Annotated in this window: 28 protein-coding genes; 16 read left to right on the forward strand and 12 right to left on the reverse strand. The window is 33.2% G+C overall.

Features of this window, described 5'->3' with window-relative positions; translation table 11 throughout:
• Positions 1-41: 41 nt before the first annotated feature.
• Together groL and groES are read right to left on the reverse strand one after the other, a co-directional pair.
• The gene (gene groL / locus RR554_RS08810) at positions 42-1,673 is read right to left on the reverse strand and encodes a chaperonin GroEL (protein ID WP_332463898.1); all 1,632 of its coding nucleotides are present in this window, start codon (positions 1,671-1,673) and stop codon (positions 42-44) included.
• Positions 1,674-1,696: 23 nt separating this feature from the next.
• Positions 1,697-1,981, reverse strand: coding sequence for a co-chaperone GroES (gene groES / locus RR554_RS08815; RefSeq protein ID WP_332463899.1), 285 nt, complete (start codon positions 1,979-1,981; stop codon positions 1,697-1,699).
• Positions 1,982-2,152: 171 nt separating this feature from the next.
• On the opposite strand from groES, the gene RR554_RS08820 reads away from it, so the two are divergent.
• Entirely contained in the window at positions 2,153-2,794 is a 642-nt protein-coding gene (locus RR554_RS08820) for a CPBP family intramembrane glutamic endopeptidase (protein WP_332463900.1), read from the forward strand.
• Positions 2,795-2,831: 37 nt separating this feature from the next.
• Here the strand turns inward: RR554_RS08820 and RR554_RS08825 are convergent, their stop codons facing one another.
• On the reverse strand, positions 2,832-3,467 hold the full coding sequence (locus RR554_RS08825; protein ID WP_332463901.1) for a redox-sensing transcriptional repressor Rex: 636 nt from the start codon (positions 3,465-3,467) through the stop codon (positions 2,832-2,834).
• A 184-nt stretch (positions 3,468-3,651) separates the two neighbouring features.
• On the opposite strand from RR554_RS08825, the gene RR554_RS08830 reads away from it, so the two are divergent.
• Entirely contained in the window at positions 3,652-5,592 is a 1,941-nt protein-coding gene (locus RR554_RS08830; protein WP_332463902.1) for an ABC-F family ATP-binding cassette domain-containing protein, read from the forward strand.
• 43 nt (positions 5,593-5,635) lie between these two features.
• On the opposite strand, the gene RR554_RS08835 is transcribed toward RR554_RS08830, so the two are convergent.
• From RR554_RS08835 to queG, 3 genes are all read right to left on the reverse strand, one after another.
• Positions 5,636-6,076, reverse strand: coding sequence for a DUF4231 domain-containing protein (locus tag RR554_RS08835; RefSeq protein ID WP_332463903.1), 441 nt, complete (start codon positions 6,074-6,076; stop codon positions 5,636-5,638).
• A gap of 138 nt (positions 6,077-6,214) precedes the next feature.
• Entirely contained in the window at positions 6,215-6,421 is a 207-nt protein-coding gene (locus RR554_RS08840; RefSeq protein WP_332463904.1) for a hypothetical protein, read from the reverse strand.
• A 34-nt stretch (positions 6,422-6,455) separates the two neighbouring features.
• Positions 6,456-7,604, reverse strand: coding sequence for a tRNA epoxyqueuosine(34) reductase QueG (queG, locus tag RR554_RS08845; RefSeq protein ID WP_332467849.1), 1,149 nt, complete (start codon positions 7,602-7,604; stop codon positions 6,456-6,458).
• Positions 7,605-7,710: 106 nt separating this feature from the next.
• Between queG and RR554_RS08850 the strand changes: the two genes are divergently transcribed.
• A complete protein-coding gene (locus RR554_RS08850) occupies positions 7,711-8,862 on the forward strand; it encodes a competence protein CoiA (protein ID WP_332467850.1) in 1,152 nt (383 codons plus the stop codon).
• Positions 8,863-8,887: 25 nt separating this feature from the next.
• Entirely contained in the window at positions 8,888-10,699 is a 1,812-nt protein-coding gene (pepF, locus tag RR554_RS08855) for an oligoendopeptidase F (RefSeq protein WP_332467851.1), read from the forward strand.
• A gap of 64 nt (positions 10,700-10,763) precedes the next feature.
• Here the strand turns inward: pepF and RR554_RS08860 are convergent, their stop codons facing one another.
• Entirely contained in the window at positions 10,764-11,381 is a 618-nt protein-coding gene (locus tag RR554_RS08860; RefSeq protein ID WP_332463908.1) for a DsbA family protein, read from the reverse strand.
• Between the two features lie 96 nt (positions 11,382-11,477).
• Positions 11,478-12,074, reverse strand: coding sequence for a CYTH domain-containing protein (locus RR554_RS08865; protein ID WP_332467852.1), 597 nt, complete (start codon positions 12,072-12,074; stop codon positions 11,478-11,480).
• A 109-nt stretch (positions 12,075-12,183) separates the two neighbouring features.
• Between RR554_RS08865 and RR554_RS08870 the strand changes: the two genes are divergently transcribed.
• The 5 genes from RR554_RS08870 (at position 12,184) to RR554_RS08890 (ending at position 16,983) form a co-directional block, all read left to right on the forward strand.
• Positions 12,184-12,882, forward strand: coding sequence for a GTP pyrophosphokinase (locus RR554_RS08870; protein ID WP_332467853.1), 699 nt, complete (start codon positions 12,184-12,186; stop codon positions 12,880-12,882).
• Positions 12,883-12,884: 2 nt separating this feature from the next.
• A complete protein-coding gene (locus tag RR554_RS08875) occupies positions 12,885-13,694 on the forward strand; it encodes an NAD kinase (RefSeq protein WP_332467856.1) in 810 nt (269 codons plus the stop codon).
• Positions 13,695-13,696: 2 nt separating this feature from the next.
• Positions 13,697-14,584, forward strand: coding sequence for an RluA family pseudouridine synthase (locus RR554_RS08880; protein ID WP_332463911.1), 888 nt, complete (start codon positions 13,697-13,699; stop codon positions 14,582-14,584).
• 17 nt (positions 14,585-14,601) lie between these two features.
• The gene (gene mgtE, locus RR554_RS08885) at positions 14,602-15,969 is read left to right on the forward strand and encodes a magnesium transporter (protein WP_332463912.1); all 1,368 of its coding nucleotides are present in this window, start codon (positions 14,602-14,604) and stop codon (positions 15,967-15,969) included.
• A 108-nt stretch (positions 15,970-16,077) separates the two neighbouring features.
• Positions 16,078-16,983 carry a magnesium transporter CorA family protein gene (locus tag RR554_RS08890; RefSeq protein WP_332463913.1) on the forward strand — a complete coding sequence of 302 codons (906 nt, stop codon included), beginning with the start codon at positions 16,078-16,080 and terminating at the stop codon, positions 16,981-16,983.
• 57 nt (positions 16,984-17,040) lie between these two features.
• Here RR554_RS08890 and RR554_RS08895 read toward each other — a convergent pair whose 3' ends face one another.
• On the reverse strand, positions 17,041-17,685 hold the full coding sequence (locus RR554_RS08895) for a copper homeostasis protein CutC (protein WP_332463924.1): 645 nt from the start codon (positions 17,683-17,685) through the stop codon (positions 17,041-17,043).
• Positions 17,686-17,804: 119 nt separating this feature from the next.
• Between RR554_RS08895 and RR554_RS08900 the strand changes: the two genes are divergently transcribed.
• The 4 genes from RR554_RS08900 (at position 17,805) to recD2 (ending at position 22,564) form a co-directional block, all read left to right on the forward strand.
• Positions 17,805-18,671, forward strand: coding sequence for a methyltransferase domain-containing protein (locus RR554_RS08900; protein WP_332463914.1), 867 nt, complete (start codon positions 17,805-17,807; stop codon positions 18,669-18,671).
• A gap of 218 nt (positions 18,672-18,889) precedes the next feature.
• A complete protein-coding gene (gene trmL / locus RR554_RS08905; RefSeq protein WP_332463915.1) occupies positions 18,890-19,393 on the forward strand; it encodes a tRNA (uridine(34)/cytosine(34)/5-carboxymethylaminomethyluridine(34)-2'-O)-methyltransferase TrmL in 504 nt (167 codons plus the stop codon).
• Positions 19,394-19,407: 14 nt separating this feature from the next.
• Positions 19,408-20,028 (forward strand): histidine phosphatase family protein, encoded by a 621-nt coding sequence (locus tag RR554_RS08910; protein WP_332463916.1) that lies wholly within the window; start codon positions 19,408-19,410, stop codon positions 20,026-20,028.
• Between the two features lie 31 nt (positions 20,029-20,059).
• On the forward strand, positions 20,060-22,564 hold the full coding sequence (gene recD2, locus RR554_RS08915; RefSeq protein ID WP_332463925.1) for an SF1B family DNA helicase RecD2: 2,505 nt from the start codon (positions 20,060-20,062) through the stop codon (positions 22,562-22,564).
• A 35-nt stretch (positions 22,565-22,599) separates the two neighbouring features.
• Here the strand turns inward: recD2 and RR554_RS08920 are convergent, their stop codons facing one another.
• Positions 22,600-23,553: a diacylglycerol/lipid kinase family protein gene (locus tag RR554_RS08920; RefSeq protein ID WP_332463917.1), complete on the reverse strand. Its 954-nt coding sequence runs from the start codon at positions 23,551-23,553 to the stop codon at positions 22,600-22,602.
• Between the two features lie 157 nt (positions 23,554-23,710).
• Here RR554_RS08920 and RR554_RS08925 point away from each other — a divergent pair, with 157 nt between their 5' ends.
• Entirely contained in the window at positions 23,711-24,265 is a 555-nt protein-coding gene (locus RR554_RS08925; RefSeq protein ID WP_332467854.1) for an NADPH-dependent FMN reductase, read from the forward strand.
• A 41-nt stretch (positions 24,266-24,306) separates the two neighbouring features.
• Here the strand turns inward: RR554_RS08925 and RR554_RS08930 are convergent, their stop codons facing one another.
• Positions 24,307-24,765, reverse strand: coding sequence for a GNAT family N-acetyltransferase (locus RR554_RS08930; protein ID WP_332467855.1), 459 nt, complete (start codon positions 24,763-24,765; stop codon positions 24,307-24,309).
• 162 nt (positions 24,766-24,927) lie between these two features.
• On the opposite strand from RR554_RS08930, the gene RR554_RS08935 reads away from it, so the two are divergent.
• Positions 24,928-25,446, forward strand: coding sequence for a QueT transporter family protein (locus RR554_RS08935; RefSeq protein WP_332463920.1), 519 nt, complete (start codon positions 24,928-24,930; stop codon positions 25,444-25,446).
• Positions 25,447-25,497: 51 nt separating this feature from the next.
• Here the strand turns inward: RR554_RS08935 and cbpA are convergent, their stop codons facing one another.
• A complete protein-coding gene (cbpA, locus tag RR554_RS08940; RefSeq protein ID WP_332463921.1) occupies positions 25,498-26,139 on the reverse strand; it encodes a cyclic di-AMP binding protein CbpA in 642 nt (213 codons plus the stop codon).
• A 161-nt stretch (positions 26,140-26,300) separates the two neighbouring features.
• On the opposite strand from cbpA, the gene rpmG reads away from it, so the two are divergent.
• Complete coding sequence (gene rpmG, locus RR554_RS08945; protein WP_332463922.1) at positions 26,301-26,453, forward strand: 50S ribosomal protein L33; 153 nt, start codon at positions 26,301-26,303, stop codon at positions 26,451-26,453.

The raw sequence follows: 26,453 nt of genomic DNA on the forward strand, positions 1-26,453 counted from the left end.
CATGTGGTTCCTTTTATATCAAGTTCTATCTAAAACTTAGTTTACATCATACCGCCCATCATTGATGGGTCCATTCCGCCACCTGGCATCATTGGAGCGTCTTTACCTGGTTTGTCGGCAATAACACCTTCAGTTGTTAATAATAAAGCAGCAACACTTGCAGCGTTTTGTAGAGCTGAACGAGTTACTTTAGTAGGATCAACAATACCAGTATCAATCATATTTACCCACTCATCAGATTTAGCATTATATCCCATGCCAAATTCAGCTTGTTTTAATTTATCAACGATAACTGAGCCTTCTAATCCAGCATTTTCAGCAATTTGACGAACTGGTTCTTCTAAAGCACGTAACACGATATTTACACCAGTTGCTTCGTCGCCTTCAGCATCAATTTCAGCTACTTTAGGTAAGACATTAACAAAGGCAGTACCACCACCTGAAACGATACCTTCTTCAACAGCAGCACGAGTTGCATTTAAAGCATCTTCAATGCGTAGTTTTAATTCTTTTAGTTCAGTCTCAGTTGCAGCTCCAACTTTAACCACGGCAACTCCGCCAGCTAATTTAGCTAAACGTTCCTGTAGTTTTTCGCGGTCAAAGTCAGAAGTTGTTTCAGCGATTTGTGTACGAATTAATGCTACACGGTTTTCAATTGTTTCTTTATTACCAGCGCCTTCAACAATAATTGTATTATCTTTATCAACAACAACTTTACTTGCAGTACCTAATGCTTCGATTGTTGTTTCTTTTAAGTCTAATCCTAATTCATCAGTAATAACAGTCGCACCAGTTAAAACAGCAATGTCTTCTAACATTTCTTTACGACGGTCACCAAATCCAGGTGCTTTAACAGCAGCAACATTAAATGTTCCACGGATTTTGTTTAAGACTAATGTTGGTAAAGCTTCCCCATCAACGTCATCAGCAATAATTAATAATGGTTTACCTTGTTGCAAGATTTGTTCTAATAAAGGTAAGATGTCTTGGATGTTTGAAATTTTCTTATCAGTAATTAATAGATAAGGATTTTCTAAAACAGTTTCCATTTTATCTGTATCAGTTACCATGTATTGAGATAAGTAACCACGGTCAAATTGCATACCTTCAACAACATCTAATTCAGTTTCGATACCTTTAGATTCTTCGATTGTAATAACACCGTCATTACCAACTTTTTCCATTGCTTCAGAGATTAATTCTCCAATAGTGTCACTTCCAGAAGAAACTGCAGCTACTTGAGCGATTGCTTCTTTTGAATCCACTTGTTTAGAAATAGCATGTAATTCTTCAACAGCCTTTTTAGTAGCTAATTCAATCCCGCGACGGATGCCGATAGGGTTTGCTCCAGCTGTAACGTTTTTAAGACCTTCACGAACGATTGCTTGTGTTAAAACAGTTGCAGTTGTTGTACCGTCACCTGCGATGTCATTTGTTTTAGAAGCTACTTCTGCTACTAATTGAGCGCCCATGTTTTCAAAACGATCTTCTAATTCTACTTCTTTAGCGATTGTAACACCGTCGTTTGTAATTAATGGTGAACCAAATGATTTATCTAAAACAACGTTACGTCCTTTAGGTCCTAATGTTACTTTGACAATATCAGCTAATGTATCTACACCACGCATCATTGAGCTACGTGCGTCTTCTGAAAATTTAATATCTTTTGCCATTCTTTTTCACCTCATAAATTATTTTATTCTACAATTGCAACGATGTCTTTTTCATGAACGATTAAGTATTCGTTGCCTTCAAATTTCACTTCTTGACCAGTATATTTTTCAAACATTACTGTTTGGCTTACTTCAACTGAGACTGGTAATTTTGTCCCATTGTCAAGGGTACGTCCATCGCCGACAGCAACTACAACACCTGTTTGAGATTTTTCTTTAGAAGCAGTGGTTAAAATAAGTCCACCGTTTGTTTTTTCTTCTACTTCTTTTACTTCAATAATAACGCGATCTCCTAATGGTTTTAACAATTGATATCCCTCCACAAATAAAAGTTAATTTTCTATTTATTAGCACTCGTTAATATTGAGTGCTAACTTACTCTTACATAATAACCATAATATATTTTTTTTGCAAGAAATTTGATGGGAACTTTTTATAGTGTGGTATGATAGGAGAATCAAAAAGGATGGTGAAGTATTATGTCACTTAGTAAAAACACATTATGGACCACTTTTTTCTTCTTGTTAGCATTAACAAGTCCAGTCCTTTTTAAGGCGATGTCTTTTTCAGCTAGTCAAATAACGAATTTAACGGCGATGATGTATATCATCTCAGCAGTTATATTAATTTTTATTAATAGTAAAACAAATAAGAATAATACCTTGTCTAATCATTCTGAAACAACACAAAAAGTGATATTAGTAGGGATTTCAGGGATTTTTATTAGTTGGTTTCTACAGGCAATATTAGCCTTGATTGAAATTCAATTACTTAATCAACCTATGGGCTCTCAAAATACACAAGAAATAACGAATCTTATTAAATCAGCTCCATTTTTTATTTTAGCAGTAACAATTGCAGGACCTATCATGGAAGAATTTGTTTTTAGATTTAGTTTGATAAATTTTTTAAATCAAAAACTAAATATTTGGTTATCAGCCATCATCAGCTCACTTATTTTTGCGATACTTCATGGTGATGGACATTACTTAGTTTATACAGGATTAGGTTTTTTCTTCTTTCTATTGTACCGGAAAACAGGCTCTTTATTGACTTCTATTATTACACATGCAGGTATGAACACATTAGTCATCGTTGCTCAATTATTTTTTATTAAATAAAAAAAGCTACACATTCAAAAAATGAATGTGTAGCTTTTTAATCTTCTTTGTAATGAGATAAAAAGTAAATCAATGTTTGCATTTCATTAGTTAAATCCACGTTTTGAACTTGAACATTGTCAGGAACATTGATACGAATTGGAGTAAAATTCATGATACCTTTTACGCCGGCTTCGACTAGTCTGTCAGCATTTTCTTGAGCAGATGCTGTAGGTACGGTTAAGATAGCAACTTCTATGTGTTGCTCTTTGATTTGTTGTACCATATCATCAGAAGAATACACAGGAACGCCATCTAAAATACGTCCAACGATTTCTTCATCCACTTCAAAAGCTGCACTAATGCGAATACTATCACTTTGATGGAAACGGTAGTTAATTAAGGCGTGGCCTAAATTACCAACACCAACTAGAGCAACGTTTGTTAATTCATCTTCACTTAAAGTTTTAGCAAAAAAGTTCATTAAGCTTTCAACATCATAACCATAACCGCGTTTTCCAAGTTCCCCAAAATATGAAAAATCGCGACGAATAGTGGCACTATCTACCTTAACGGCTTCACTTAATTCAGTTGAAGAAACTTTGTTCTTTCCTGAATCAAATAAGAATTTTAAATATCGATAATATAAAGGCAAACGTTTAGCTGTTGCCTTTGGAATAGTTGTTTCTTTCATTATTTTCCCTCACTTATTATAAACCTATTTCTATTGTTATTAACTTCACGTTACTAGAATAACGTTAGAATGAATTAATTGCAATTTTAAAGCTTATAAAATGTCCTTATTGTGATAAAAGAATCCTCAATTATCATGATAAATATGATAAACTAAGCAAAGAATATCAAAGGTGGAGAACAAGATGATTTTATTACAAGCAAATCAAATAGCTCGTCTTTTTGGAGACGATGTTTTATTCGAAAATATACAATTAGAAGTACAAGATAGAAGCCGCATTGCTTTAGTTGGACGTAACGGTGCTGGAAAATCAACCCTTTTAAAGATTTTGGCAGGGATTGAAGAGGCAGATAAAGGAACTATTTCAAAAACAAAAGATTTAACAATGGGATATTTAGATCAACATACAGGTCTTGAATCAAGTAAGACAATTTGGGAAGAGATGCTAACAGTTTTTGAACCTATTCAAAAGATGGAAAAACGTTTAAGAAGTTTAGAAAGTCAAATAGCAGATGAAAAGGTCCAATCAGATGAAAAAAAATACCAACAAGTTCTTGTTGAATATGATAGATTGCAGCATGAATTTAACGATTTAAATGGATATGGCTATGAATCTGAAATAAAATCAGTTTTACATGGTTTCAGATTTGATGAGAGTTATTTAAATCATTTAATTAGTGAGTTATCAGGGGGACAAAAAACGAGATTAGCTTTGGCAAAACTGTTACTTGAAAAACCAGATTTACTTATTTTAGATGAGCCGACAAACCATTTGGATATTGACACACTGAGCTGGTTGGAAAATTATTTAAGAAATTATCGTGGTGCTTTATTAATGGTCTCGCATGACCGTTATTTTCTAGATAAAATAGTGGAAGAAGTTTATGAAATTAGCCGGCGTAAAATGACACATTACAAAGGGAATTATAGCCGTTATTTAGATCAAAAGGCTGAACGTCTTGAAAGAGAATGGAAAGAGTACGAAAAGCAGCAAGTTGAGATTAATAAGTTAGAAGATTTTGTTGCTAGAAACTTAGTAAGAGCCTCAACAACTAAAAGAGCTCAAAGCAGACGAAAGCAATTAGAAAAACTTGATAGAATAGATAGACCTCAAGGCGATGAAAAATCAGCTCATTTCTTGTTTGGTATTAACCGTCAATCTGGTAGAGAGGTTTTGGAAATCAATCAAGGAGCGATTGGTTATAATGACACGACGTTATGTGAACCCATTGAATTACAAGTGAGAAAACAAGACGCTGTTGCTTTAGTTGGCCCAAACGGTGTGGGGAAATCTACGTTATTAAAATCAATTATTGGTGACATCCCTTTTATTAAAGGGGATGCCAAATTAGGTCATCATGTGTCTGTTGGTTATTATGATCAAGAACAAGCTAATTTAAACTCACATCAAAGTGTTTTAGAAGAGTTATGGTCTGAGCATCGAACAACTCCAGAAAAGGATATTCGAACTGTATTAGGAAGCTTTTTGTTTTCAGGAGAAGATGTTAAAAAGACCATTCCATTATTAAGTGGGGGTGAAAAAGCCCGAGTTGCTTTAGCCAAATTATCAATGAACAAAGACAATTTTTTGATTTTAGACGAGCCAACGAACCATTTAGATATTGATAGTAAAGAAGTCCTTGAAAATGCATTGATTGATTACGAAGGCACTCTTTTATTTGTTTCCCATGACCGCTACTTTATTAACCGAATCGCAACAAGCGTATTGGAGCTTTCTGAAAAAGGTAGTAAGCTGTATCATGGAAATTATGATTACTATTTGGAGAAAAAATTAGAAGAAGAGCAGTTAGAAGAATTGCTTAATGAAGAATCTGAAGTTGTTGTTGAGGTGAAAACTGAAACAAAGAAAAGTTTTGAATTTGATAAACAAAAGCAAAAAGAAAAAAGATCTTTAGAGCGTCAAGTTGAAAAGTTAGAAATTGATCTGCATGACATAGAAGTTAAAATTGAAGCTATTCAAAAAGAAATGGAATTACCAGCTAATTTGGAAGATCATGAAAAATTGCAAGATTTAAATGAAGAGCTAACACAAGATTTTAACCAACAAGAAAACTTACTAATTGAATGGGAAACTATCTCAATTGAATTAGAAGATTTTGAATAAAAAGAGCCCTTCAATATCATTGTGATATTGAAGGGTTTTATTATTAGTTATATTCAATTTCGCGACGTTTCTTTGGTTTAAAACTTTTTCTTTGTAAACTGTTAAAACACTTTTCGATTTCACTAACAAAAAGGTCAACATTGTCATCTGAACTGTTTTGCGAATATTTTCCGCTTTTATTAAGGTAAAGAAATTTTTCAGTTTCAAGAATTTGCAATGTTTCTTTTGCATAGTAGGCTTTATCTTTAAAATTAACCCCATTAAAAAGTAACTGACAAATGAGAATAGTCACCCCAACAGAACTGATAATAATATTTTTAAGTGTTGTGTCAGGTAATAGAGTCACTAACGGTAAAGAGGCAGCAGCAATCATTTGAATCATAAACAATAGATAATAAAAAAAGTTCAAAAAGAAAATACGTCTTTTTTGATGGTTAATTTGCTTATCTACACGATCCTCCAAGTAATTAAAGTTATCATACATAAATAAAAACACTCCTTTTAAATGCTATGCAATCAGTGTATGATAAAAAAGTTGTAAATTCAAACGTTTTTAGTGGAAAAAGATAAATAATGTGTTGTTTGTTACCTAAAAATAAACAGAAATATTGTTATGAAGTGATTAACTGCTGATACCATTTCGTAGTCCTCGGATGAAACCTCGTAAAAAACTAAGTGAGTTATTAAAAAAGACCATAATAATAAGTCCAATAAATAGTAAAACTAAGCCTAGTTTTTGCCATTTTGATAAATAGTTAATGTAATCTGTAAAACGGAAACTCAAAAAGCAAAATCCCAAAATAGCAATCCAAATCCCTAACTCTTCCATAAAAACACTCCTAAATGATTCTTTTTTCTTATTATTATACTATTTTTAACTTATCAAGAGCTATTTTTATTTCTATTATGACTTCTTCATCGACTTCTTGATCAAGTTGTTCTTCTAAAAATAAAATAATTTCATCATTTCCTTTACCAAGAATCCCTAATGCCCACGCAGCAGTCCCTCTTATGACTGGTCGTGGATCTTCTTCTAAACAACACAAGATATTGGGGATACTTGAGGTGTCTCTAGCATTTGCTAGAGCAATAATAGCATTTCGCTGCAACGGTTTTTTTCCTCGCCAAGAACCTGCAAGAATCCCGTAAGTGTGTTTAAATTCTTTATTTGAGATGGTGAGAAGTGGTTTTAGTAAAGGATGAGTCACCTCAGACTTTATTTCCATTTCTTCATGAAAATGATTATTTTGTCCTCTATTAAAAGGACAAACTTCTTGGCAAATATCACAACCGTAAATAACAGTTCGTATTTTAGGACGGAATTCTTCTGGCATCATGCCTTTTGTTTGGGTTTGATAAGATAAACATTTTTTCCCATTCATTCGACCGTCACCTAAAAGAGCAGAAGTTGGGCAAGCACTCAAACACTTAGTACAAGAACCACACAAAGATTCTTTAGGTTGGTCTGCTTCAAAAGGAATATTCGTAATAATTTCCCCTAAGTAAACATAGGAGCCAAACTCTTCAGTAATAAGTAGACCGTTTTTTCCGATAAATCCAAGACCTGCGCGTTGGGCAACTGCGACATCAATTAATTCTCCAGTATCTACCATGGGCTTAAAATGAATATCAGGGTGATGGTTAGTAGCGTCATTAATAAAATCAATTAATTTAGCCATTCGGTCACGGAGAATATCGTGATAATCAGTTCCCCAAGAGGCTTTAGCAAACTTTCCTCTTTTTTCACCTCTGATTTTTTCAGCACGCGTGTCAACTCTTGATGGATAAGCTAAAGCTATGGAAATAATTGATTGCGGTTGGTCAAAAATTAAAGCAGGATCTAATCGTTCTTCTAAAACAGGGTGTTCAAATCCTGTGGTATGGTTATTTTCATTTTGTTCAATTAGACTGTTCTTTAAATGAGTAAAAGGCTCTGCTGTAGTAAAACCTATTTTATCAATGCCAAGAGATTTACTTGCTTGGATAATTTCTTCTTTTAGTGCGTGATACATAGTAACCTTATCCTTTTTATTTTTTCATTAAGTATCTAGTATCTCTTATAAAAATTCAAGACAAATGAAAATAAATTACGAATTTTTATAGTATAGGAGGTAGAAAATGATGCTGATAGCTAAGAGCGAAACAAATGAGTATGTTAATTTAGCCGAGAAGGAAAAAGAGATAATTGAAGGATTAAAAAAGAAAAAATGGTTTTGTCCAGGGTGTGAGGAAGAAGTTATTATTAAAAATGGCACGATTATGTGCTCTCATTTTGCTCATAAAAATAAATGTGATTGCCATATTTTTTCAGAAAATGAATCTAAAGAACATCTAAACGGGAAAAAAATTATTGCTGAAAGTTGTCGTAAATTTGGTGTGCCATATGAAATTGAAGCTTTTTTACCAGAATTAAATCAACGACCGGATGTGTTAATTAATAAACAGATTGCTATAGAGTTTCAATGTAGTCCATTGAAGATTGAAAGGTTTAAGGAACGAACCGAAAATTATCAGCGTCATGGTTATCAAGTAATCTGGCTATTAGGAAAAAAGTTGCACTTAAAAAATAAACCAAGCTCTTTGCAAAAACAGTTTCTTTATCTGTCTCAAAATATTGGCTTCTATGTTTGGGAGTTAGAAGTAATAGAGAAAAAGTTGAGAATACTTTATTTTTTAAATAACACTCCTTTAGGGGAGATTAGACAACAAAAAGAATGGTTACTGTTAGAAGAAAGTCTATTGAATTTATTATCTTATCCTCAAAAATCAAGAGATACTTCAGTTTATGAAATGTGTTCGGAAGTAAATTTTTTCAAGCAAAAAGGTATTTGGAATCACCAACTTAATCAAAAACAAAAAAATATAATGGAGCTACAAGATTACTTTTACTCAAAAGGATTAAATGTTAGGGAACTTCCTTGTGTTTATTTTTTTCCAAGTTATCAAAGTTTGATTTTAGCTGAAAAAGAGTTCATTTTGAGGCATCTTGTTTTTGCTTATTTAGAGCGTGAGCAACGAGTAACAAAACATGATCTATACCACTATGTAAATTATGAAATAAGTAATTATCTATCATTAGATTATTCACTAATAGGTAGGAAGCAACTGATTAAATATCATGTTTCCGTTTATTTGTGCTTTTTAAAACAAATAGGCGTTATTGGATTGGAAGAAAATCAGTATGTTTTTAAGAAAAATGAACTAGATATTTCAAATTTTGAGAAGGAATTTTTAGGAATCCCATTAAAATATGTTATGATAAATAAGTAAATTATGAGAGGAGCGTTATTAAATAATGAGTGAAACAAAACAATTACCAAATCGTGAAGAATTACCAATTGAAAAAACATGGGACTTAACACCAATTTTTAAAGATGATCAGGCCTTTGATGCGTCGTTTGAGGCATTAAGTCAAAAGCTTGAAAAAGCAAATAGCTTCCAAGGAACCTTAGCCAATAACTCAGATAGCTTTTTAAAAGCGATTGAGTATTTATTAGAAGTGTACCGTGATGTTGAAAAAATTTATGTGTATTCTCATTTGAAAAATGACCAAGACACAGGAAACACAACGTATCAAGCATTATACGCTCGTGCAAGCACGTTAGCAGCACAATCAGGTGCGGCCTTATCTTGGTTCCAACCAGAACTATTAACATTATCAGATGAAATGATTGATGGTTTTTTTGAAGAAAATAAAAACTTAGAAGTGTACCGTTATTTTGTAAAACAAATGACAGATGACCGCGCACATGTATTATCTGCAAAAGAAGAAGAATTACTAGCTAATGCTAGTGAAGTATTATCTGCTGCAAGCGACACGTTTTCAGTCTTAAATAATGCTGATTTGAAATTCCCAATCGTTAAAGATGATGAAGGTAATCAAGTAGAGCTTTCTAGTGGACTTTATGGTCAATTAATGGAAAGTACTAATCGTGAAGTTCGTGAAGAAGCTTTTACTGCTCTATATAGTGTGTATGAACAATTTAGAAATACATTTGCAAGTACACTATCAACAAACGTAAAAAAACATAATTTTAGTGCCAAAGTTAGAAATTATTCATCAGCTAGACAGGCAGCCTTGAGTTCAAATCATGTGCCAGAATCTGTTTACGATACATTATTAGATGTTGTCGACAAAAACTTACCACTACTCCATCGTTATGTGTCGTTACGTAAAAAATTATTGGCTGTGGATACGTTACATATGTATGATATGTATACACCAATTTTAGGGGACGCGCCTATTAAACACAGTTATGAAGAAGCAAAAGAAATTTCACTAAAAGGTTTGGCTCCTTTAGGAGAAGAATATCTTGATATTGTTAAAGAAGCTTACAGTGACCGCTGGATTGATGTTATCGAAAACAAGGGTAAGCGAAGTGGTGCGTACTCATCAGGTAGTTATGATACCAAACCATACATTTTACTTAACTGGCACGATAGCTTAAATCACTTGTATACATTGGTTCATGAGATGGGACACAGTGTTCATAGTTACTACACTCGTAAAACACAACCTTATGTGTATGGTGACTACTCTATCTTTTTAGCTGAAATTGCATCAACAACTAACGAAAACTTATTAACAGAATACTTGTTAAAAACAGAAACAGATCCTAAAGTAAGAGCGTTCGTTTTAAATCATTATTTAGATGGTGTGAAAGGAACTATTTTCAGACAAACACAATTTGCTGAATTTGAGCATTTCATTCATACAGAAGATGCGAAAGGAACACCGTTAACAAGTGAATTTTTAAGTGAGTATTACAGTGATTTAAATGCAAAATACTATGGTCCAGATGTTGAGAAAGATCCAGAGATTGCGTTTGAATGGAGTCGTATTCCTCATTTTTACTATAACTATTATGTGTTCCAATATGCAACAGGTTTTTCTGCAGCGTCTGCTTTATCAGATAAACTTATAAAAGAGGAACCAAATGCTTTAGAAAATTATCTTGGTTTCTTAAAAGCTGGTAGTAGCGATTACCCAATTGAAGTGATGAAAAAAGCAGGTGTCGATATGACACAAGCGGCATATATTGAGGATGCTATGAAAGTTTTTGAAGAAAGACTAAATGAGTTGGAAAAATTAGTTGAAGAACTATAGTATTTAATTAAATGTTTTATGATAAATAAAAAGAGACCGCAAATTTTCATTTTGCAGTCTCTTTTTAGTGTAAATGAAGACGATCATTATCACTAGTTGATGAATAATCAGTACAGTTGTAATCTGTTTTAAATAAGTCTTGAATAATGTCATGGGGTGTGTTGTCTTCAACCAATACCCCGAAATCTCTATCACAGTTATAGTTAAAAATGACTGCATCAGTAAATGATTCAATGCCCATTTCATGCCCAATTTGTTGATCAATTTTGAAAAAATCAATAATCAATTTGGATTCTCTATCTGCTTTAAATAAATCAACATTTATCTTTAAATCATGTAAGATATCAACAACTAATTCATTTGAGTAGCGATTATAGTCACTACCGACTCTTTTTTGAAGTTCAAATAAAAATTTTCTACCCAGTTGTTTGCCTTGTAATTGAACAGCTTTAAGGTCTAAACAAGCAGAATAAATAGTGTTAAACAGTTGGTTTCTGTATTCTAAATCCGAAGTTGGTAACTGATGTGTTAGCAGGTAATTTTGAATTACTCTTGGATTTAAAATAGGAATCATTCTGAAATGTATTTTATTTGTTTCCTTAGAAATAAGGTCTAAATACTTTTTTTCAGATTGTAAACTAGACTTGTCTAACGGATTAATAAAAAGGTAAATTTCAATCAATAGCAACGCCTCCTAACCTATACGCCACTTCCCCTAAGACACCTATAATTTAACAAAAAAACTGTTAAAGGCAAAGGAAAAGGCTTGTGAAAAATGTTACGCCTCAATTTGTTGTTTATAAGTTAGCATGCGTGCAATTTTTTTCTCTGCAGCACGAACTGGAATTTGATGTGACTTAAGAATATTCTCAAAAAGAAGTTGTCCCTTCTTCACGTCATGAACTTCCATCTCTAACTCATAGTCTGTTTTACCATAATAAGTACTTTTATCTAAAACTAGTAAAACGTTTGACTCAAGACGCATTTCCCCCCGAGTAGTTGTTAACTCTCCAATTGGCATAAGTTTCTCCAATGGAATCCCTTCACGAATTAAATACTCTACAACGTCACTTTCTTTATTTAACACTTGTTTAGCTAAAGAAATATCGGAATCAAAAGTATCTAAATAATCTGTTACTTCTAACATTGTGTGCTGATTAGAAGTAGGTGCCTTTAATGTAAACTCAATACTAGAATGTGTTTTTCTAATTCTAAGTCCCATTTTTTTATTTTTAAGCTGAAATTCAGCTGTATCGAAATAAAAATTAGTTTGTGTTTTTAATGAATTGTCAGATAATTGATATTCGGCTAACAAATTATCATATTCTTCTTTAATTAGCATGTTTTTGAACTCTATTTCCATTTCTTTCGACATATAGCCACCTCACTAAACATTCTACATGTTTTCTCAAATAAAAACAATTTTAAACTTGTTTTTTCTGTATCTAACGTTTTATCATCACTTATGATAAAATAAACGATGTATGCTTAATAATAAGGGCGTGAATAAAATGGTAGATAATGAATGGAAATTATTTTTAGCACCGTATGAACAAGCTGTTTCAGAGCTAAAAGTTAAACTAAGAAGTATTAGACAGCAGTATAAGGAGAATAATTTACATACTCCAATTGAATTTGTGACAGGCAGAGTTAAATCAATGGATAGTATCTTGGCTAAGTCTAAAGTAAGAAACATTGATGTAAACCATCTAGAAAATGATTTGCAAGACATTGCCGGTTTAAGGATTATGTGCCAGTTTGTTGAAGATATTTATGAAGTGGTAGATCTTTTAAGACAAAGAAATGATTTTAAAATTGTTCAAGAAAGAGACTACATAGAAAACAAAAAAGCCAGTGGGTATCGTTCCTACCATTTGGTAATAGAATACCCTGTTCAGTTAATTGCAGGAGAAAAAATGATTTTAGTAGAAATTCAAATCAGGACCCTAGCAATGAATTTTTGGGCAACGATTGAACATTCTCTTAACTATAAATATCAAGGTGAATTTCCCGAAGAAATTAATACTAGATTAGAGTTAACAGCAGAAGCTGCGTATTTACTTGATGAAGAAATGTCGAAAATTAGAGATGAGATTCAAGAAGCGCAACATTTGTTTTCTTATCGCAGACCGCAAAAAAAGGATAATAAGGATATAGAAGAACCTAAGAAAGAGGACAGTTAATGATGAAAATAGCCATTGTTACAAATGAATCTCCAGAGTCGACTAAAGTCGGAGAAGCATTAAAACAAAAACTAATTGAAGAAGCATTTACCTTAACATTAACTAACCCTGATGTTGTGGTTACTGTTGGTGGAGATGGCACTTTATTAAATGCCTTTCATTCTTATGTAGACCAATTAGAAAGTGTTCGATTTGTGGGCGTTCATACGGGACATTTGGGATTTTATACGGATTGGCGAGATTACGAATTAGACGAACTTGTAAAAAGTTTGAAAGAAGATACCTCAGAAAGTGTGTCATATCCACTTTTAGAAATAGAATTAAGTTACTCGGATTCAGATGAAACCAAGAAGTGCTTGGCATTAAATGAAGCCACGGTTAAAAATTTAGATAAAACTATGGTAGCAGAAGTTTATATTAAAGATGAATTGTTTGAAATGTTTCGAGGAGATGGTTTATCAGTCTCAACACCAACTGGTTCAACAGCTTATAGTAAAAGCTTAGGTGGAGCAGTCCTTCACCCAAGAGTGAATGCTATCCAGTTAAACGAAGTTGCCTCCATTAATAACCGAGTGTACCGCTCTTTAGGTTCTCCTATGATTATTGCTCAAGATGAGTGGATTCGCTTAGATTTAAAACGAGGAGACAATTACCAACTTCATATTGACCACTTTGTAATGAATCAAGAGAACTTATCATCAGTTCGCTTGCAGTTATCTGAAAAAAGAATTCAGTTTGCTTCTTATCGTCATACTCATTTTTGGCGTCGGGTGAATGATGCCTTTATTGGAGAATTAAGGAGAAAAGATTAACGATGGAATTTACTTGGCAAGTGGACGGTCAAACATTGAAATTAAAAACTTTTTTGAAAGAACAAGGTGTGTCCAAAAAATTATTAGCAAAAATTAAGTTTCAAGGTGGAAAGTTATTTGTGAACGATGTGATCCAAAATGCTTTATATGAAGTGACAGATGGTGACATTATTCGAATTGTGATTCCAGATGAAGGGGAGCATGAGACTTTACTGCCAACGAATGTGCCAATTGATATTGTATTTGAAGATGAGCATCTTTTAGTAGTGAATAAACCAAGCGATATTGCTTCAATTCCAGCTCAATATCATCCAACAGGTACCATGGCAAATCGGGTGAAAAACTATTATAATGAACAAGGCTATGTTAACCGGGTTGTTCATGTTGTGACAAGATTAGACAGAGATACGACAGGGCTCATGTTATTTGCAAAACATGGCTTTGCTCATGCTATGTTAGATAAACAACTACGAAGTGGAACGTTAAAAAAATACTATACGGCTTTAGTTGGTGGACAAGTAATGGAGTTGTTAGAGTCAGATACGATTGATTTACCCATTGGAAGAGACATGACATCTATTATTAAACGAGAAGTAACGCCAGATGGTCAACAAGCAGTGACCGATTATTGGTTGGAAAAAAGAACAAAAGAAATTGCACAAGTAGGTATCCAACTTCACACAGGAAGAACTCATCAAATTCGCGTTCATTTTTCAGCGATTGGTTGTCCTCTTCTTGGTGATAGTATGTACGATGGACAAATGGATGCTGGAATTAATCGACAAGCACTGCACTGTACACGCCTTACGATGAGACATCCCTTTACACAAGAAAAGTTAGAGTTTTATCAAGCATTACCAAAAGACATGATAACAACAATAGACAGATAAACTAAGGAGGCAACCTCATGAATGAAAATACTGAAATGGAACAACAATTTGAATTTCTAAGGCAATTGCTTCATGAGGACAAAATATCAGAATTTAGAGAGAATTTTTTAGATTGGCATATCTATGAGCAGGGACAATTTTACTTTACATTAGATGCTAAAGAACGTCACCGTTTATATACTTATTTGTCACCACAAGAAATGGCTGATATGTTTGATGTGATTGAAGAAGACCATGAGGACATGGAAGATTACTTATCTGAGATGTCCCCGCGTTATGTAGCAGATATGTTAAATGAGATGTTTACTGATAATGCCGTGGATTTACTTGATCAATTAGATAAACGTGAAATGGCAAAATATCTAAGTTTAATGAAATCTGAGGATGCTAAAAAGATTAAGGAGCTTCTTGGTTACGAAGATAAAACGGCCGGCTCGATTATGGCGACGGAGTATGTTTCTATTGTGGCCAATCAAACCGTTCGCTCAGCGTTAAATCTGTTAAGAAAAAAAGCCCAAGAAGCTGAAATTATTTATTATGTTTATGTGGTTAGTGAAAGTAATCGTTTAGTTGGGGTTATTTCTTTAAGAGATTTGATTGTGTCAGATTCAGATACGCTGATTTCCGATATAAAAGAAGATCGTGTGATCTCTGTGAATGTTGCAGATGATCAAGAAGATGTAGCCAAAACCATTAGAGATTATGACTTTCTAGCAGTTCCAGTTGTGGATTCTTCAGATCGATTGTTAGGGATTATTACTGTTGATGATATCATTGATGTTATTGATGATGAGGCGGCTAGTGATTATTCAGGTCTTGCTGGGGTTGACGTTGAAGCCATAGCAGAAACCCCGTTAAAAGCGGCAATGAAGCGTCTTCCGTGGTTGATTACCTTGCTTTTTTTAGGGATGTCAACGGCTACTTTAATCAGTCACTATGAGACGCTAATAAATGAAGCGAGTATTTTGGCTGTGTTTATTTCATTAATTACCGGAACTGCTGGTAATGCCGGTACACAGTCTTTAGCAGTTGCTGTTAGAAGATTAGCTATCTCGGATGATAAGGATGCAGGCTTTTTCTCATTAATTTTAAATGAAGTGTTAACAGGTGCTATTACAGGATGTGTTACAGGATTAGTTATATTTATTGTTGTTGGTTTTTGGAAACATAACTTTATTTTAGGATTCGTCATAGGTGTTGCGATGTTTTGTGCGATTACTGTTGCTAATTTAGCTGGAAGTTTTATCCCGATGTTAATGGAGAAATTAGGCTTTGATCCAGCGGTAGCAAGTGGGCCTTTTATAACAACGTTAAGTGATTTAACAAGTGTCTTGATTTATTTTAATATTGCAGGCCTTTTTATGAGTTTCTTTATAGGATCATAAAGAGTAAAAATCATCTCTTTGAGGTGGTTTTTTTGTTTGTCTTTTCGCCAAAGAAGTCTTTTTTATGATACTATTAAACAGATAAATCTGTTTTAGGAGTGAAGCGTAATGTTAATCGAACATAAAATTAACCATTTTTTAAAATGGGTTGAAACCAATCAACTAACAGAGCATGAAAAAAATGTTATTTTGAATGACTATCATATCCCATTAGAAATTCTTGATTATGTGACGGATATTTATGAGCAGAGTAATTACATTCATGATCCTATTGATGGATTAGAGTTAGTGATTGTTCATATTCCAACAAAACTTGATGTCCAAAATCGCTATATTTCCCGACCAATTAGTTTTCTAATAAAAGATGATACAGTATTTACTTTTAATGAGGGCGAAACAATTATTGCTAATGAACTGCTGAAGAAGAAAATGACAGCACCTAATAATTATACGCCAACGACTTTTATGTTAGAAGGCATTAATTATTTAGTAGACAGCTATATTCCAGTGTTAAGAGAAATTACCAAAGAACGTCATAAACTAGATGATTTATTAACGAAGCGTTTAACTAACCGTGATTTGATTAAGTTATCCTATTTACAACAAACATTAACCTTCTTTTTAAGTGCCACAGAAAGTAATGTGGATATTTTAAATTTATTGATGAAATCACGCTTTGGTCAATCTTTTTCTGAAGACGACAAAGAACGATTAGAAGATGCGTTAATTGAGGCAGAACAGGTTGCGCACATGACGGCACTGGAAGCAAAAATTGTTAACAAGATTTCTCAAATATTTGATAGTATTATGAATAACAATCTGAATGATACGATGAAATTTTTAACGGTTTGGTCTTTGGCTTTAGCTATTCCAACTTTAATCACAGGTTTTTTTGGAATGAATATAAAATTACCAGAATTAGACAATAACTATGGTTGGATTTACTTAATTATTTTGTCCGTATTATTAATTATTTGGTTAATTTTGGCGTTAAAAAGGAATCGGAAAATGTAGGATAAAAAAAAAGAATCAAGGAAACTTAGTGTTAATCAGTAAGTTTCTTTGATTCTTTTATTTAAATGGAAAATCGACAACTTTAGTTCCGTGAATTTCTTTTACTTGTAAAAAGTTAACCACAGAATCAACATTTTCATGAGTAATGCCACCACCAGGTAATATAGTGATACGGTTATTTGCATAAGAAATTAAATCATTGATATATTCTAAATTTTTTTCAATAGGTGTGCCGTTAACGCCACCATGAGTTAAAATACGTTCAACCTGACGATCAGCTAACCAGTCAATCGCTTTAAATTGATTGTCACGGCTCATAGCATCAAACGCCATATGAAATGTTATTTGCATGCCATCTGCAGCGTCTATAAGTATATTCATCGCTTCTTCATCAATCCAATTGCCTTCATTTAAACAACCAAGGACAATGCCGTCAGCTCCGAGTTGTTTTGCTTCATAGATATCTGATTCCATAATTTTAATTTCAGTGTCTGTATAAATAAAATTGCCACCCCGGGGACGGATAATGGTCATAACAGGAACTTGTTTTTCATTGCAGTAAGCAAGAGTTTCAAACATTACTCCCTTACTAACCGTCGTACCACCAACGGCTAAATTATCACACAGTTCAATCCGATTTGCACCAGAAGCAATAGCATTAGGGATATTAGTAAAGTTTTCGGCACAAAATTCTTTTATAATCACAAATGAATCCTCCAATTTTTTAATCTTAAGTCAAGAATAGTATAGCATAAAGCAGATATTTATTACTCATTTTTTATGATAGAATATAGTGAATATTAGTCGAGGGAGTTTACAAGATGACATTAAAGAAAAAAATTGATTACGGTCGAGATTTTTTAGTAGAGCATTTGGAAGTTTTTCAGTGCCCAAATTGTGGAGAAAGCTTTAAAGAAGTTAAAGATAATAGTATGATTTGCTTAAATCACCACCAATTTGATTTATCTAAAAAAGGCACTATCCATTTTCCGTCCCATCACATGACCAGTGAGTATGATAAAGCAATGTTGAGCAGTCGGAGAAAAATGATTCAAAAAGGGTTGTATCAACCGCTTATAAAAAAAATGAACCTACTTTTAGAAAGCGTGACAGCAGATGAGTATATTGTTGATATGGGATGTGGTGAAGGAAGCTTTGTTGAAGGTTTAGTCAATGTGCTTGAGGAAAAGCCAACCTTTTTAGGATTTGATTTATCAAAAGAAGGTATTCAATTGGCTAGTGATTTTTCAAAAGAGGCCTTTTTTTTCATTGGGGACGTAACCAAAATGCCTTTTAGAGATAATAGTATCTCTGTATTACTAAATATTTTTTCACCGAGTCATTATGAAGAGATGTTGCGAGTCTTGAAACCTGAGGGGAAAATAATCAAAGTTATTCCTGAAAGTTTCTATTTAAAAGAAATGCGTGAACTTTTTTATCATGATAATCATGAAAAACAAAGTTATTCAAATGAAAATGTCTATGAAAAATTCAAAAAAGATGTTAATTTGATGAAAGAAGAGCGAATCACGTATACATTTCCAGTTTCAAGTGAAGATTATGAAGATATATTACTAATGTCTCCAATTCATTGGGGAGCCTCTGATAGTGCGAAAGAATATGCGAAGCAGCACCCCTTTAAAGAGTTAACCATTGATGTGAAAATATTAATTGGAATAAAATCATAATTTTCATATTCTATGTTGTGTTAACTTCAAAAGGATGCTATACTGTTGTAAAGTCATTTTCAAAGGTTTTTATCAGATTCCTGTTCTGATAAAAGTTGTTGAGGGATGACTCCCATCAACGTAACGACTCGCAGTGAACTGACACCGAGGCGATACGTTTTTTTTTACGTAAAATTACACTTAAAATAGATAAATTAGAGAGAAAGAAGTTAAAAAATATGAATCATATAGTTCTTTTTGAACCGCAAATACCTGCTAATACAGGAAATATCGCCCGAACATGTGCGGCGACCAATACACCACTACATTTAATTGAACCACTGGGTTTTTCAACAGATGATAAACATTTAAAAAGAGCTGGATTAGATTATTGGCATGATGTTAATATTAAATATTACCCAAATCTAGACGCTTTTTTATCTGCTATTGAAGGAGAAGAACTTCATTTAGTGAGTAAATTTGCAAGAAAAACATATAGTGATGTTAATTACGATGATGGAAAAAATCACTATTTTATTTTTGGGAAAGAAACAACAGGTTTGCCAGAGAGTTTTATGAGAGAGTATGAAGACAATTGTATTCGTATTCCAATGAATGATGAACATGTTCGCTCATTGAATTTATCTAATACAGCGGCATTAATTATTTATGAAGCACTAAAACAACAAGGATTCCCTAATTTGGAAAAAACACATATTTACGACAATGATAAACTTGGCTAGAGAGGGTTTAGTAAATGAAATTATACTTTACAAGGCATGGTAAAACAGAGTGGAATCAAGAAATGAGACTCCAAGGAATGCATGGAGATTCCCCGCTTCTACCAGAGAGTCTTCAAGAAATCGAACAATTAGGTCAACACTTAGAGCAAATTGAGTTTAAGAAAATTTATTGTAGTCCGTTAACAAGAGCGAAAGAAACGGCAGAAGGTATTCATACGAAACTAAAACAACCTTCAGATATTATTTTTTCTGATGATTTAAAAGAATTAGGTCTGGGAGAATTAGAAGGTCAAAAAATTGTCGATAGTAGAGAAAGATTTCCTGATGAGATGTGGTATTTGCGAAATGATCCAAGTAAGTATGACCCGACTCCTTTTAATGGAGAAAACTACGTGAAAATGCTTGAGCGCAGTACAGAATTTGTTAAGCAAGTTGTAGATGAGACAGAAGAAGGACCTATTTTATTTGTCAGTCACGGAGTTACATTGGGTGGTTGTATTCAAACCCTAATCGGTACACCGCTTCATGATGTAAGAAAGCAAGGTGGCTTATCAAATAATAGCATAAGCATTGTTGATTATTCAGATGGTAAATTTAGTTTAGACGTATGGAATGATTCGAGTTTTTTAAAGTAAATAGATCTTAATTTAAAGGGAGGTTACCCTTATTTTTAACGAAGAAGAAACTGAAAAAAAATACATCGTTGGAAAAGTTGTTACAACTTTTTTTGAGAATGCTACCAACTTTTATAAAGTGTTATTAGTTAATGTTAAAGAAACTAACACATCTTACACAGCTCAAGAGATTGTTGTAACAGGTACTTTCGGTCAAATTCAAGAAGAAGAAATCTATCGTTTTTATGGTGATGTTGTTAATCATCCAAGATACGGGGAACAATTGAAGGTTGATAGTTATCAACAAGATAAACCCACCTCAGCTTCTGGTATGATTAGCTATCTTTCTAGCGATAAATTTCCTGGCATTGGTAAAAAAACGGCTGAAAGTATTGTTGAGCTGTTGGGTGAAAATGCCATTGATAAAATTATCGAAGACCCTGAAAACTTAGTGGGAATTAAAGGGCTAAATGCTCAAAAAAGAACCCTTTTAGTTGAAACAATTAAAGCAAATTATGGTATGGAACAAATTATTATTGGATTAAATCAATATGGTTTTGGTAATCAATTAGCATTCAGTATTTATCAATTCTATAAAGAAGAAACGCTAACAATAATTAATGAAAATCCTTACCAATTAGTTGAAGATATAGAAGGTGTTGGCTTTAAAAAAGCAGATGCTTTAGCTGAACAAATAGGTATCAGCGCTAAGTCTCCCCAGCGAATTAGAGCAGCCATTGTTCATGAATTATTCCAGAGTTGTCTAAATTCAGGGGATACGTATTTGGAAGCTAAACAGTTATTAGAAGCAGCTCTTAGCATTTTAGAAAGCAGTCGGCCAGTTGAGATTAATCCAGCTGATATTGCAGAAGAACTGATTCATTTAGCTGAGGAAGGCATTATAATTCAAGAAGAAACAAAACTTTATGAGAAATCTCTTTATTTTTCAGAAATTGGAATAACTACATCAATTAAACGATTGTTGAAACGAAAAAAAGAAATCTCATATCCTGAAAAGGAAGTAGATAAACAAATAAAAGCTATTGAAAAATTATTTAGTATCAAGTATGGCAAGTCACAAATTCAAGCAATAAAAGAAGCGATTACGTCTCCATTCTTTATTTTGACAGGGGGACCTGGAACAGGGAAAACAACAGTTGTTAATGGAATTGTGACTCTTTTTGCTGAATTGAATGGCTTATCTTTAAATTTAGAAGATTATACGCAAGATGTTTTTCCAATTTTACTAGCGGCACCAACAGGTAGAGCCGCTAAAAGAATGAATGAAATGACGGGACTTCCTGCTAGTACTATTCATCGGTTGTTAGGGTTAACTGGTAGAGAAAAAGAGGTTTTAGATGAAGCTAAAGATTTAGAGGGTGGCTTGTTAATCGTTGATGAAATGTCGATGGTAGACACTTGGTTAGCTAATACTCTTTTAAAATCAATCCCTAATAACATGCAAGTTATTTTTGTGGGAGATAAAGATCAGTTGCCCTCTGTTGGGCCAGGACAGGTTCTAACTGATTTATTAGCAGTTCAAGAAATCCCAAAGCGAGAATTAACGGATATTTATCGACAAGAAGATGGTTCAACGATTATCTCTTTAGCCCATAGTATTAAAAACGGTGAGATGCCCGCTGACTTGATAACAAATCAAAAAGATAGATCTTTTATTTCTTGTGGTGTTAATCAGATTGAATCAGTGGTAGAACAAGTTGTTCTTCGGGCAAAAGATAAAGGCTTTTCACCACAAGATGTTCAAGTATTGGCGCCAATGTACCGAGGAAAAGCAGGAATTGATCAACTAAATCAAATGATGCAACAAATATTAAACGACAATGATGATGGGACAAGAAAAGAAGTTAAGTGGCTAGATAAAGTGTACCGAATAGGTGATAAAGTTCTTCACTTAGTGAATAGTCCTGAATTTAATGTGTTCAACGGAGATATGGGGGAAATTACGGGAATTACTTACGGAAAAGATACCGATGATAAGATTGATGAAATGACATTGCTCTTTGATGAAACAGAAGTAACGTATAAACGGCAAGAATGGAATAAATTCACTTTAGCTTATGCCTGTTCTATCCATAAGGCTCAAGGTAGTGAATTTCAAATGGTTATTTTACCTCTTGTCAAACAATATGGGCGTATGCTTCAACGAAAATTAATCTATACAGCAGTAACAAGAAGTAAAGATTTTCTTATTTTACTTGGAGAAGTAGAGGCGTTTAAATTCGCGATTGAAAGTGAAATGATACCAAGACAAACCACGCTAAAAGAACGCTTAATTGAAACTGATGAAACCTTACAACTTCAAGAAACTAAAATGAATCAATATGAGGAACAAAAAGTTGAAGAAATAAAAGAAGAGTTGGACAAAGAAGAAAAAGTGATTGAGAAAGAAAAAACTATTGAAACCACTAATGTCTCTCTTTTTGAAGAAGAACAGCCAGTGCCAGAAAACTATGAATTAACGATTGAATTAGTAGATAGTTTAAGTATTGATCCGATGATTGGTATGGAAAGTGTGACACCTTATCAATTTAATTAAAAAGAGGCCGACTAAAAAAAGTCTACCTCTTTTTTTTAAATCCAGAAAAGTCTTTCTGTCAGTTCACATGATATGGTATATGATTCTTCCCCAATAATTTCACCATCAGTTTGAGCAAATTGTTCTGAAGGAGAGGTTATTTCTAATGTTTTTGTCTTAAAATGATGAATATATTTAGAAGACAAGTGAGTCTTTGAAAGAATCCTAACAGCTAAATAAATAATCTCAAAAATATTTACTTTTTCCACTAAAACAATGCTGATCTCATCATTGAATGGGCTTGCTGTTGGATCAATAGCAACCCCACCACCAAAGTAAGGATGATTCGTAATGGAGCAAAGATAGGCATTATCAAAGTGTATAGCTTCTTTGTCTGTTTTAAGAGATAAAGGAAATGTTTTCTGACGTCTAATTACTTTAAAAATAGCAGCTAAGTAAGCAAGTGACCCTAAATGCAATTTGTTTAAGAATTTTTTAGTTTTCGAATGGTTGGCAGTCGTCACGATGTTTGCATCAAGTCCAATACCAATATTATTTAAAATAAAGCGTACGCTGTCTTGTTCTTTAAACCAGGCTCGAATCATTTTGATAGCTTGTGGTTCTTTAGCGTAAAGTAGTCGGTCGATAGCTTCTTTTGTTTTCCGAGATAAAGAAACACCTCGAGCAAAATCGTTACCAGATCCCCCAGGGATGTAGCCGATGGGAATATTTGGGAAGTCTTGTAGAACATTAATTACTTCATGTAATGTGCCATCTCCACCTAGCACAACGAGCAGTGGAAATGAAGGGATGTCTTCTTGCCAGTCAATTAAAATAGTATCAAGAAGTTCACTAGCAATTTTTCTTTCATGTCCTGCGTATTCGGTGAAGTATGTTGTATAAATGATATTTTTTTCTTTTAAGTAGTTTTCAGCAGTTGCTAGTATTTTTTTTGCATTACCAGAACCTGCTTGGGTGTTGACAATAATATGTAAGGTAAACCTATTCATTCCTAATCTCCTTTTTAACCGATACTAGTAATATACCAAAAAAAGTCATAAAAGTCGTTTTGTTGATTTTATTTTAGCTTTATAATGCGAAATGTTTGAGAAAAAAAGCAAATAGCACTATACTAAAGTAAGCATAAACGAAAGGAATGAAATATACATGACAAAAAAAATTGGTATTATCGTTGGAAGTACAAGAAAAAGTTCTTACAATCGCTCAATCGCAGACAGTGTAGCTACTCTATTTCCAGACAAATTTGACGTTGTTTTTCCAGAAATTGGGCATTTAGAGATGTTTGATCAGGATTATGATGATGAAGGAAGAACGCCAGAGTCGTGGAAACAATTCCGAGAAGAAATCAAATCACTAGATGGTGTGATATTTGTAACACCTGAGCATAATCGCTCTGTTCCATCAGTGTTAAAAAATGCACTAGATGTTGCATCAAGACCATATGGTGAAAATGCTTGGAATGATAAACCTGGAGCAATCATTACTGCGTCTCCTGGTGCTATTAGTGGGTTTGGAGCTAATCATCATTTAAGACAAGTCATAGCTTTTTTAAATGTTCAAACAATGGCGCAACCAGAAGCTTACTTAGGTTCTGTAATGAATTACATTAATGAAGATGGTTCCGTTAAAGAAGATACAGTCAAGTTTTTACAAATGGTTGTAGATGCATATGTTGCTTGGTTTGAAAGATTAGAAAAATAAAAATAAGAGAGGCCGATTTTTTGTCGGCTTCTCTTATTTTTTTATATGTCTAAACGCAAACGAATCATGTCTTTTAAGACTAAGCCGTTCTCCATAATTTCTTCTGAATAATGATGAAGAAAAAAATCAGTATCCACACCAGTAATCCTAAAATCCATTTTTTGGTATAAATAAAGCTGACCTAAACTTGTTGAGCCTGTTCCAATTTCGATACTACGGTAATTATTTCTTTTGGCATATCCAATAGCAAACAGTATAATTTTTTGTCCGATACCTTGTTTTTGATAGTTAGGATGAACAGCAACGTTAACAATTTCTAAAGTTTCTGGTCTAGTAGGTAATAAAACAACAACACCAACTAGAGTTTCATTCAGTAAAACTTCATAAGTAAGACCGCGGTAAGTGTAGTCATCAACCAGTTTTTTTGATGGGTCAGCATCTAGAAGTAGTGAATAATGCTCATTAGATAATTGGTTAATCTCATTAAACAACAGTTCCATTTTATCCCTCCTTATTAAGTTAAGTATAAAGCTAGTTTTACGGATTAACAAATACTTTTGACATTTATAACAGAAGAGAGTACGATAATAGCGTTGCATTTTTAGCAACCGCAGTTCATTGATACCATCCTGCGATAAAAAAACTAGGAAGGAGAAAGAAAAATGGAAAAAAGAGCAGTACAGACAAATACTCAAATTATTATTTTCAATGGGTTACTTGCAGCTTTGTATATCATTTTGACTATGGTGGTGGCTCCGATTGCTCAGGGTCCTATCCAGTTTAGAATATCAGAAAGCTTGAACCATATCGTTGTCTTTAATAAAAAAATGTTATGGGGAGTATTTGGCGGCGTTGTGATGTTTAATTTATTTTTTTCAACAGGAGGTCTTTTAGATGTCTTGTTTGGTGGAGGGCAAACGTTAATTGCGTTACTATTAACAGCCGCTTCTGAAAAATGGATTAAAGATACTAAAAAAAGAATGATTTTTAACACATTCATTTTTTCTCTGAGTATGGTTTTAATTGCTATTATGATTTGTATTTTAAGTAATCAAGCAATTGGCTCAGCTTTTTTCTGGGGAACATATGGCTCATTATTTTTAAGTGAATTAATCATTATGAGTGTTTCTGCCCCAATGATTTATTATATTAATAAATTTGTTAAATTTGATAGATATTAAAAAATAGCAGTGAGTAAGAGTTATCTTACCACTGCTATTTTTAATACAACATTACTTTTCTTGTCCTAAGTCTTCAACTTCGGCAACAAAGAAATCTTTTTTCTCTAAAGCTTTAACAATCAAATCACATGTTTCACGATCTGTACCTGCTGGAAGTGTGACGATTGTTCTTCTAATATATTCATCTTTACCAACATCAAGTGTAATACAACTTGCAATGTCAGAGTGTTTTGAAATAATTTTTGTCATAGTAGCCAAGTCACCTTTTTTACCAGTTGAAGCGACTGTTAAAGCGAAGCGTCCTTCCTTTACATTCCATGACTGAGATAAAATACCTAGTAAACTACTGTGAGTTAAAATACCATAAAACATATTGTCGTTATCTAAAACAGCAATATAAGGTAACTCTTTAATAGTGAAGAATATTTTAAAGAATGATGAATTCAAATGAATGAATTTTGTTGAATTTTTAATTAAGTGAGTGACTGGTAATGACATGTCACCGCCCTCAGCTTTGTGGCGATAAATATGCATTTTGTAGATATTTCCTCTAAAAATCTTTCCAGATTCATCTAAGACGGGAACGCAACGGAAACCTGATTTTTCAAGAATTCCAATTGCCTCTTCTAAAGTACAAGACTCACTAACAGTTGTTAATAGTCTTTTAGGTATACAAACTGATTCAATTAGCATAATAAATATCTCCCCTCATTTTTTCATTATACTGTAATAATACCATATCTATTTTAAGAAACAAAACAAGTTTTTATTATTTTTATCTTGTTTTTGTTTGACACAATGCCAAAATAGTGATAAATTTATGAAATTATGAAAGAGGGTAGGAGGTTACTACTTTGGCAATTAGAAAATCAGCACTTGCTTGTTCTGTTTGTGGTTCAAGAAACTATTCTAGAGCAGTTAGTGATGCAAATCGAACTGAGCGATTAGAAGTGAAGAAATTTTGTAAGTATTGTAAAAAACATACGCTACATCGTGAAACAAAATAA

The sequence above is a fragment of the Vagococcus sp. genome (genome assembly GCF_036639995.1).
Taxonomy (GTDB): domain Bacteria; phylum Bacillota; class Bacilli; order Lactobacillales; family Vagococcaceae; genus Vagococcus.

Bases quoted from the DNA above. Each gene is read 5' to 3' on its own strand.
- RR554_RS08930 (WP_332467855.1), bottom strand. From the start codon at position 24,765: ATGGAACTGTTGTTTAATGAGATTAACCAATTATCTAATGAGCATTAT.
- RR554_RS08880 (WP_332463911.1), top strand. From the start codon at position 13,697: ATGGAATTTACTTGGCAAGTGGACGGTCAAACATTGAAATTAAAAACT.
- RR554_RS08935 (WP_332463920.1), top strand. From the start codon at position 24,928: ATGGAAAAAAGAGCAGTACAGACAAATACTCAAATTATTATTTTCAAT.
- RR554_RS08890 (WP_332463913.1), top strand. From the start codon at position 16,078: ATGTTAATCGAACATAAAATTAACCATTTTTTAAAATGGGTTGAAACC.
- RR554_RS08850 (WP_332467850.1), top strand. From the start codon at position 7,711: ATGATGCTGATAGCTAAGAGCGAAACAAATGAGTATGTTAATTTAGCC.
- RR554_RS08865 (WP_332467852.1), bottom strand. From the start codon at position 12,074: ATGTCGAAAGAAATGGAAATAGAGTTCAAAAACATGCTAATTAAAGAA.
- RR554_RS08925 (WP_332467854.1), top strand. From the start codon at position 23,711: ATGACAAAAAAAATTGGTATTATCGTTGGAAGTACAAGAAAAAGTTCT.
- RR554_RS08820 (WP_332463900.1), top strand. From the start codon at position 2,153: ATGTCACTTAGTAAAAACACATTATGGACCACTTTTTTCTTCTTGTTA.
- queG (WP_332467849.1), bottom strand. From the start codon at position 7,604: ATGTATCACGCACTAAAAGAAGAAATTATCCAAGCAAGTAAATCTCTT.
- RR554_RS08910 (WP_332463916.1), top strand. From the start codon at position 19,408: ATGAAATTATACTTTACAAGGCATGGTAAAACAGAGTGGAATCAAGAA.
- cbpA (WP_332463921.1), bottom strand. From the start codon at position 26,139: ATGCTAATTGAATCAGTTTGTATACCTAAAAGACTATTAACAACTGTT.
- RR554_RS08825 (WP_332463901.1), bottom strand. From the start codon at position 3,467: ATGAAAGAAACAACTATTCCAAAGGCAACAGCTAAACGTTTGCCTTTA.
- RR554_RS08835 (WP_332463903.1), bottom strand. From the start codon at position 6,076: ATGTATGATAACTTTAATTACTTGGAGGATCGTGTAGATAAGCAAATT.
- mgtE (WP_332463912.1), top strand. From the start codon at position 14,602: ATGAATGAAAATACTGAAATGGAACAACAATTTGAATTTCTAAGGCAA.
- RR554_RS08830 (WP_332463902.1), top strand. From the start codon at position 3,652: ATGATTTTATTACAAGCAAATCAAATAGCTCGTCTTTTTGGAGACGAT.
- RR554_RS08920 (WP_332463917.1), bottom strand. From the start codon at position 23,553: ATGAATAGGTTTACCTTACATATTATTGTCAACACCCAAGCAGGTTCT.
- groL (WP_332463898.1), bottom strand. From the start codon at position 1,673: ATGGCAAAAGATATTAAATTTTCAGAAGACGCACGTAGCTCAATGATG.
- RR554_RS08875 (WP_332467856.1), top strand. From the start codon at position 12,885: ATGAAAATAGCCATTGTTACAAATGAATCTCCAGAGTCGACTAAAGTC.
- RR554_RS08840 (WP_332463904.1), bottom strand. From the start codon at position 6,421: ATGGAAGAGTTAGGGATTTGGATTGCTATTTTGGGATTTTGCTTTTTG.
- RR554_RS08870 (WP_332467853.1), top strand. From the start codon at position 12,184: ATGCTTAATAATAAGGGCGTGAATAAAATGGTAGATAATGAATGGAAA.
- pepF (WP_332467851.1), top strand. From the start codon at position 8,888: ATGAGTGAAACAAAACAATTACCAAATCGTGAAGAATTACCAATTGAA.
- RR554_RS08900 (WP_332463914.1), top strand. From the start codon at position 17,805: ATGACATTAAAGAAAAAAATTGATTACGGTCGAGATTTTTTAGTAGAG.
- trmL (WP_332463915.1), top strand. From the start codon at position 18,890: ATGAATCATATAGTTCTTTTTGAACCGCAAATACCTGCTAATACAGGA.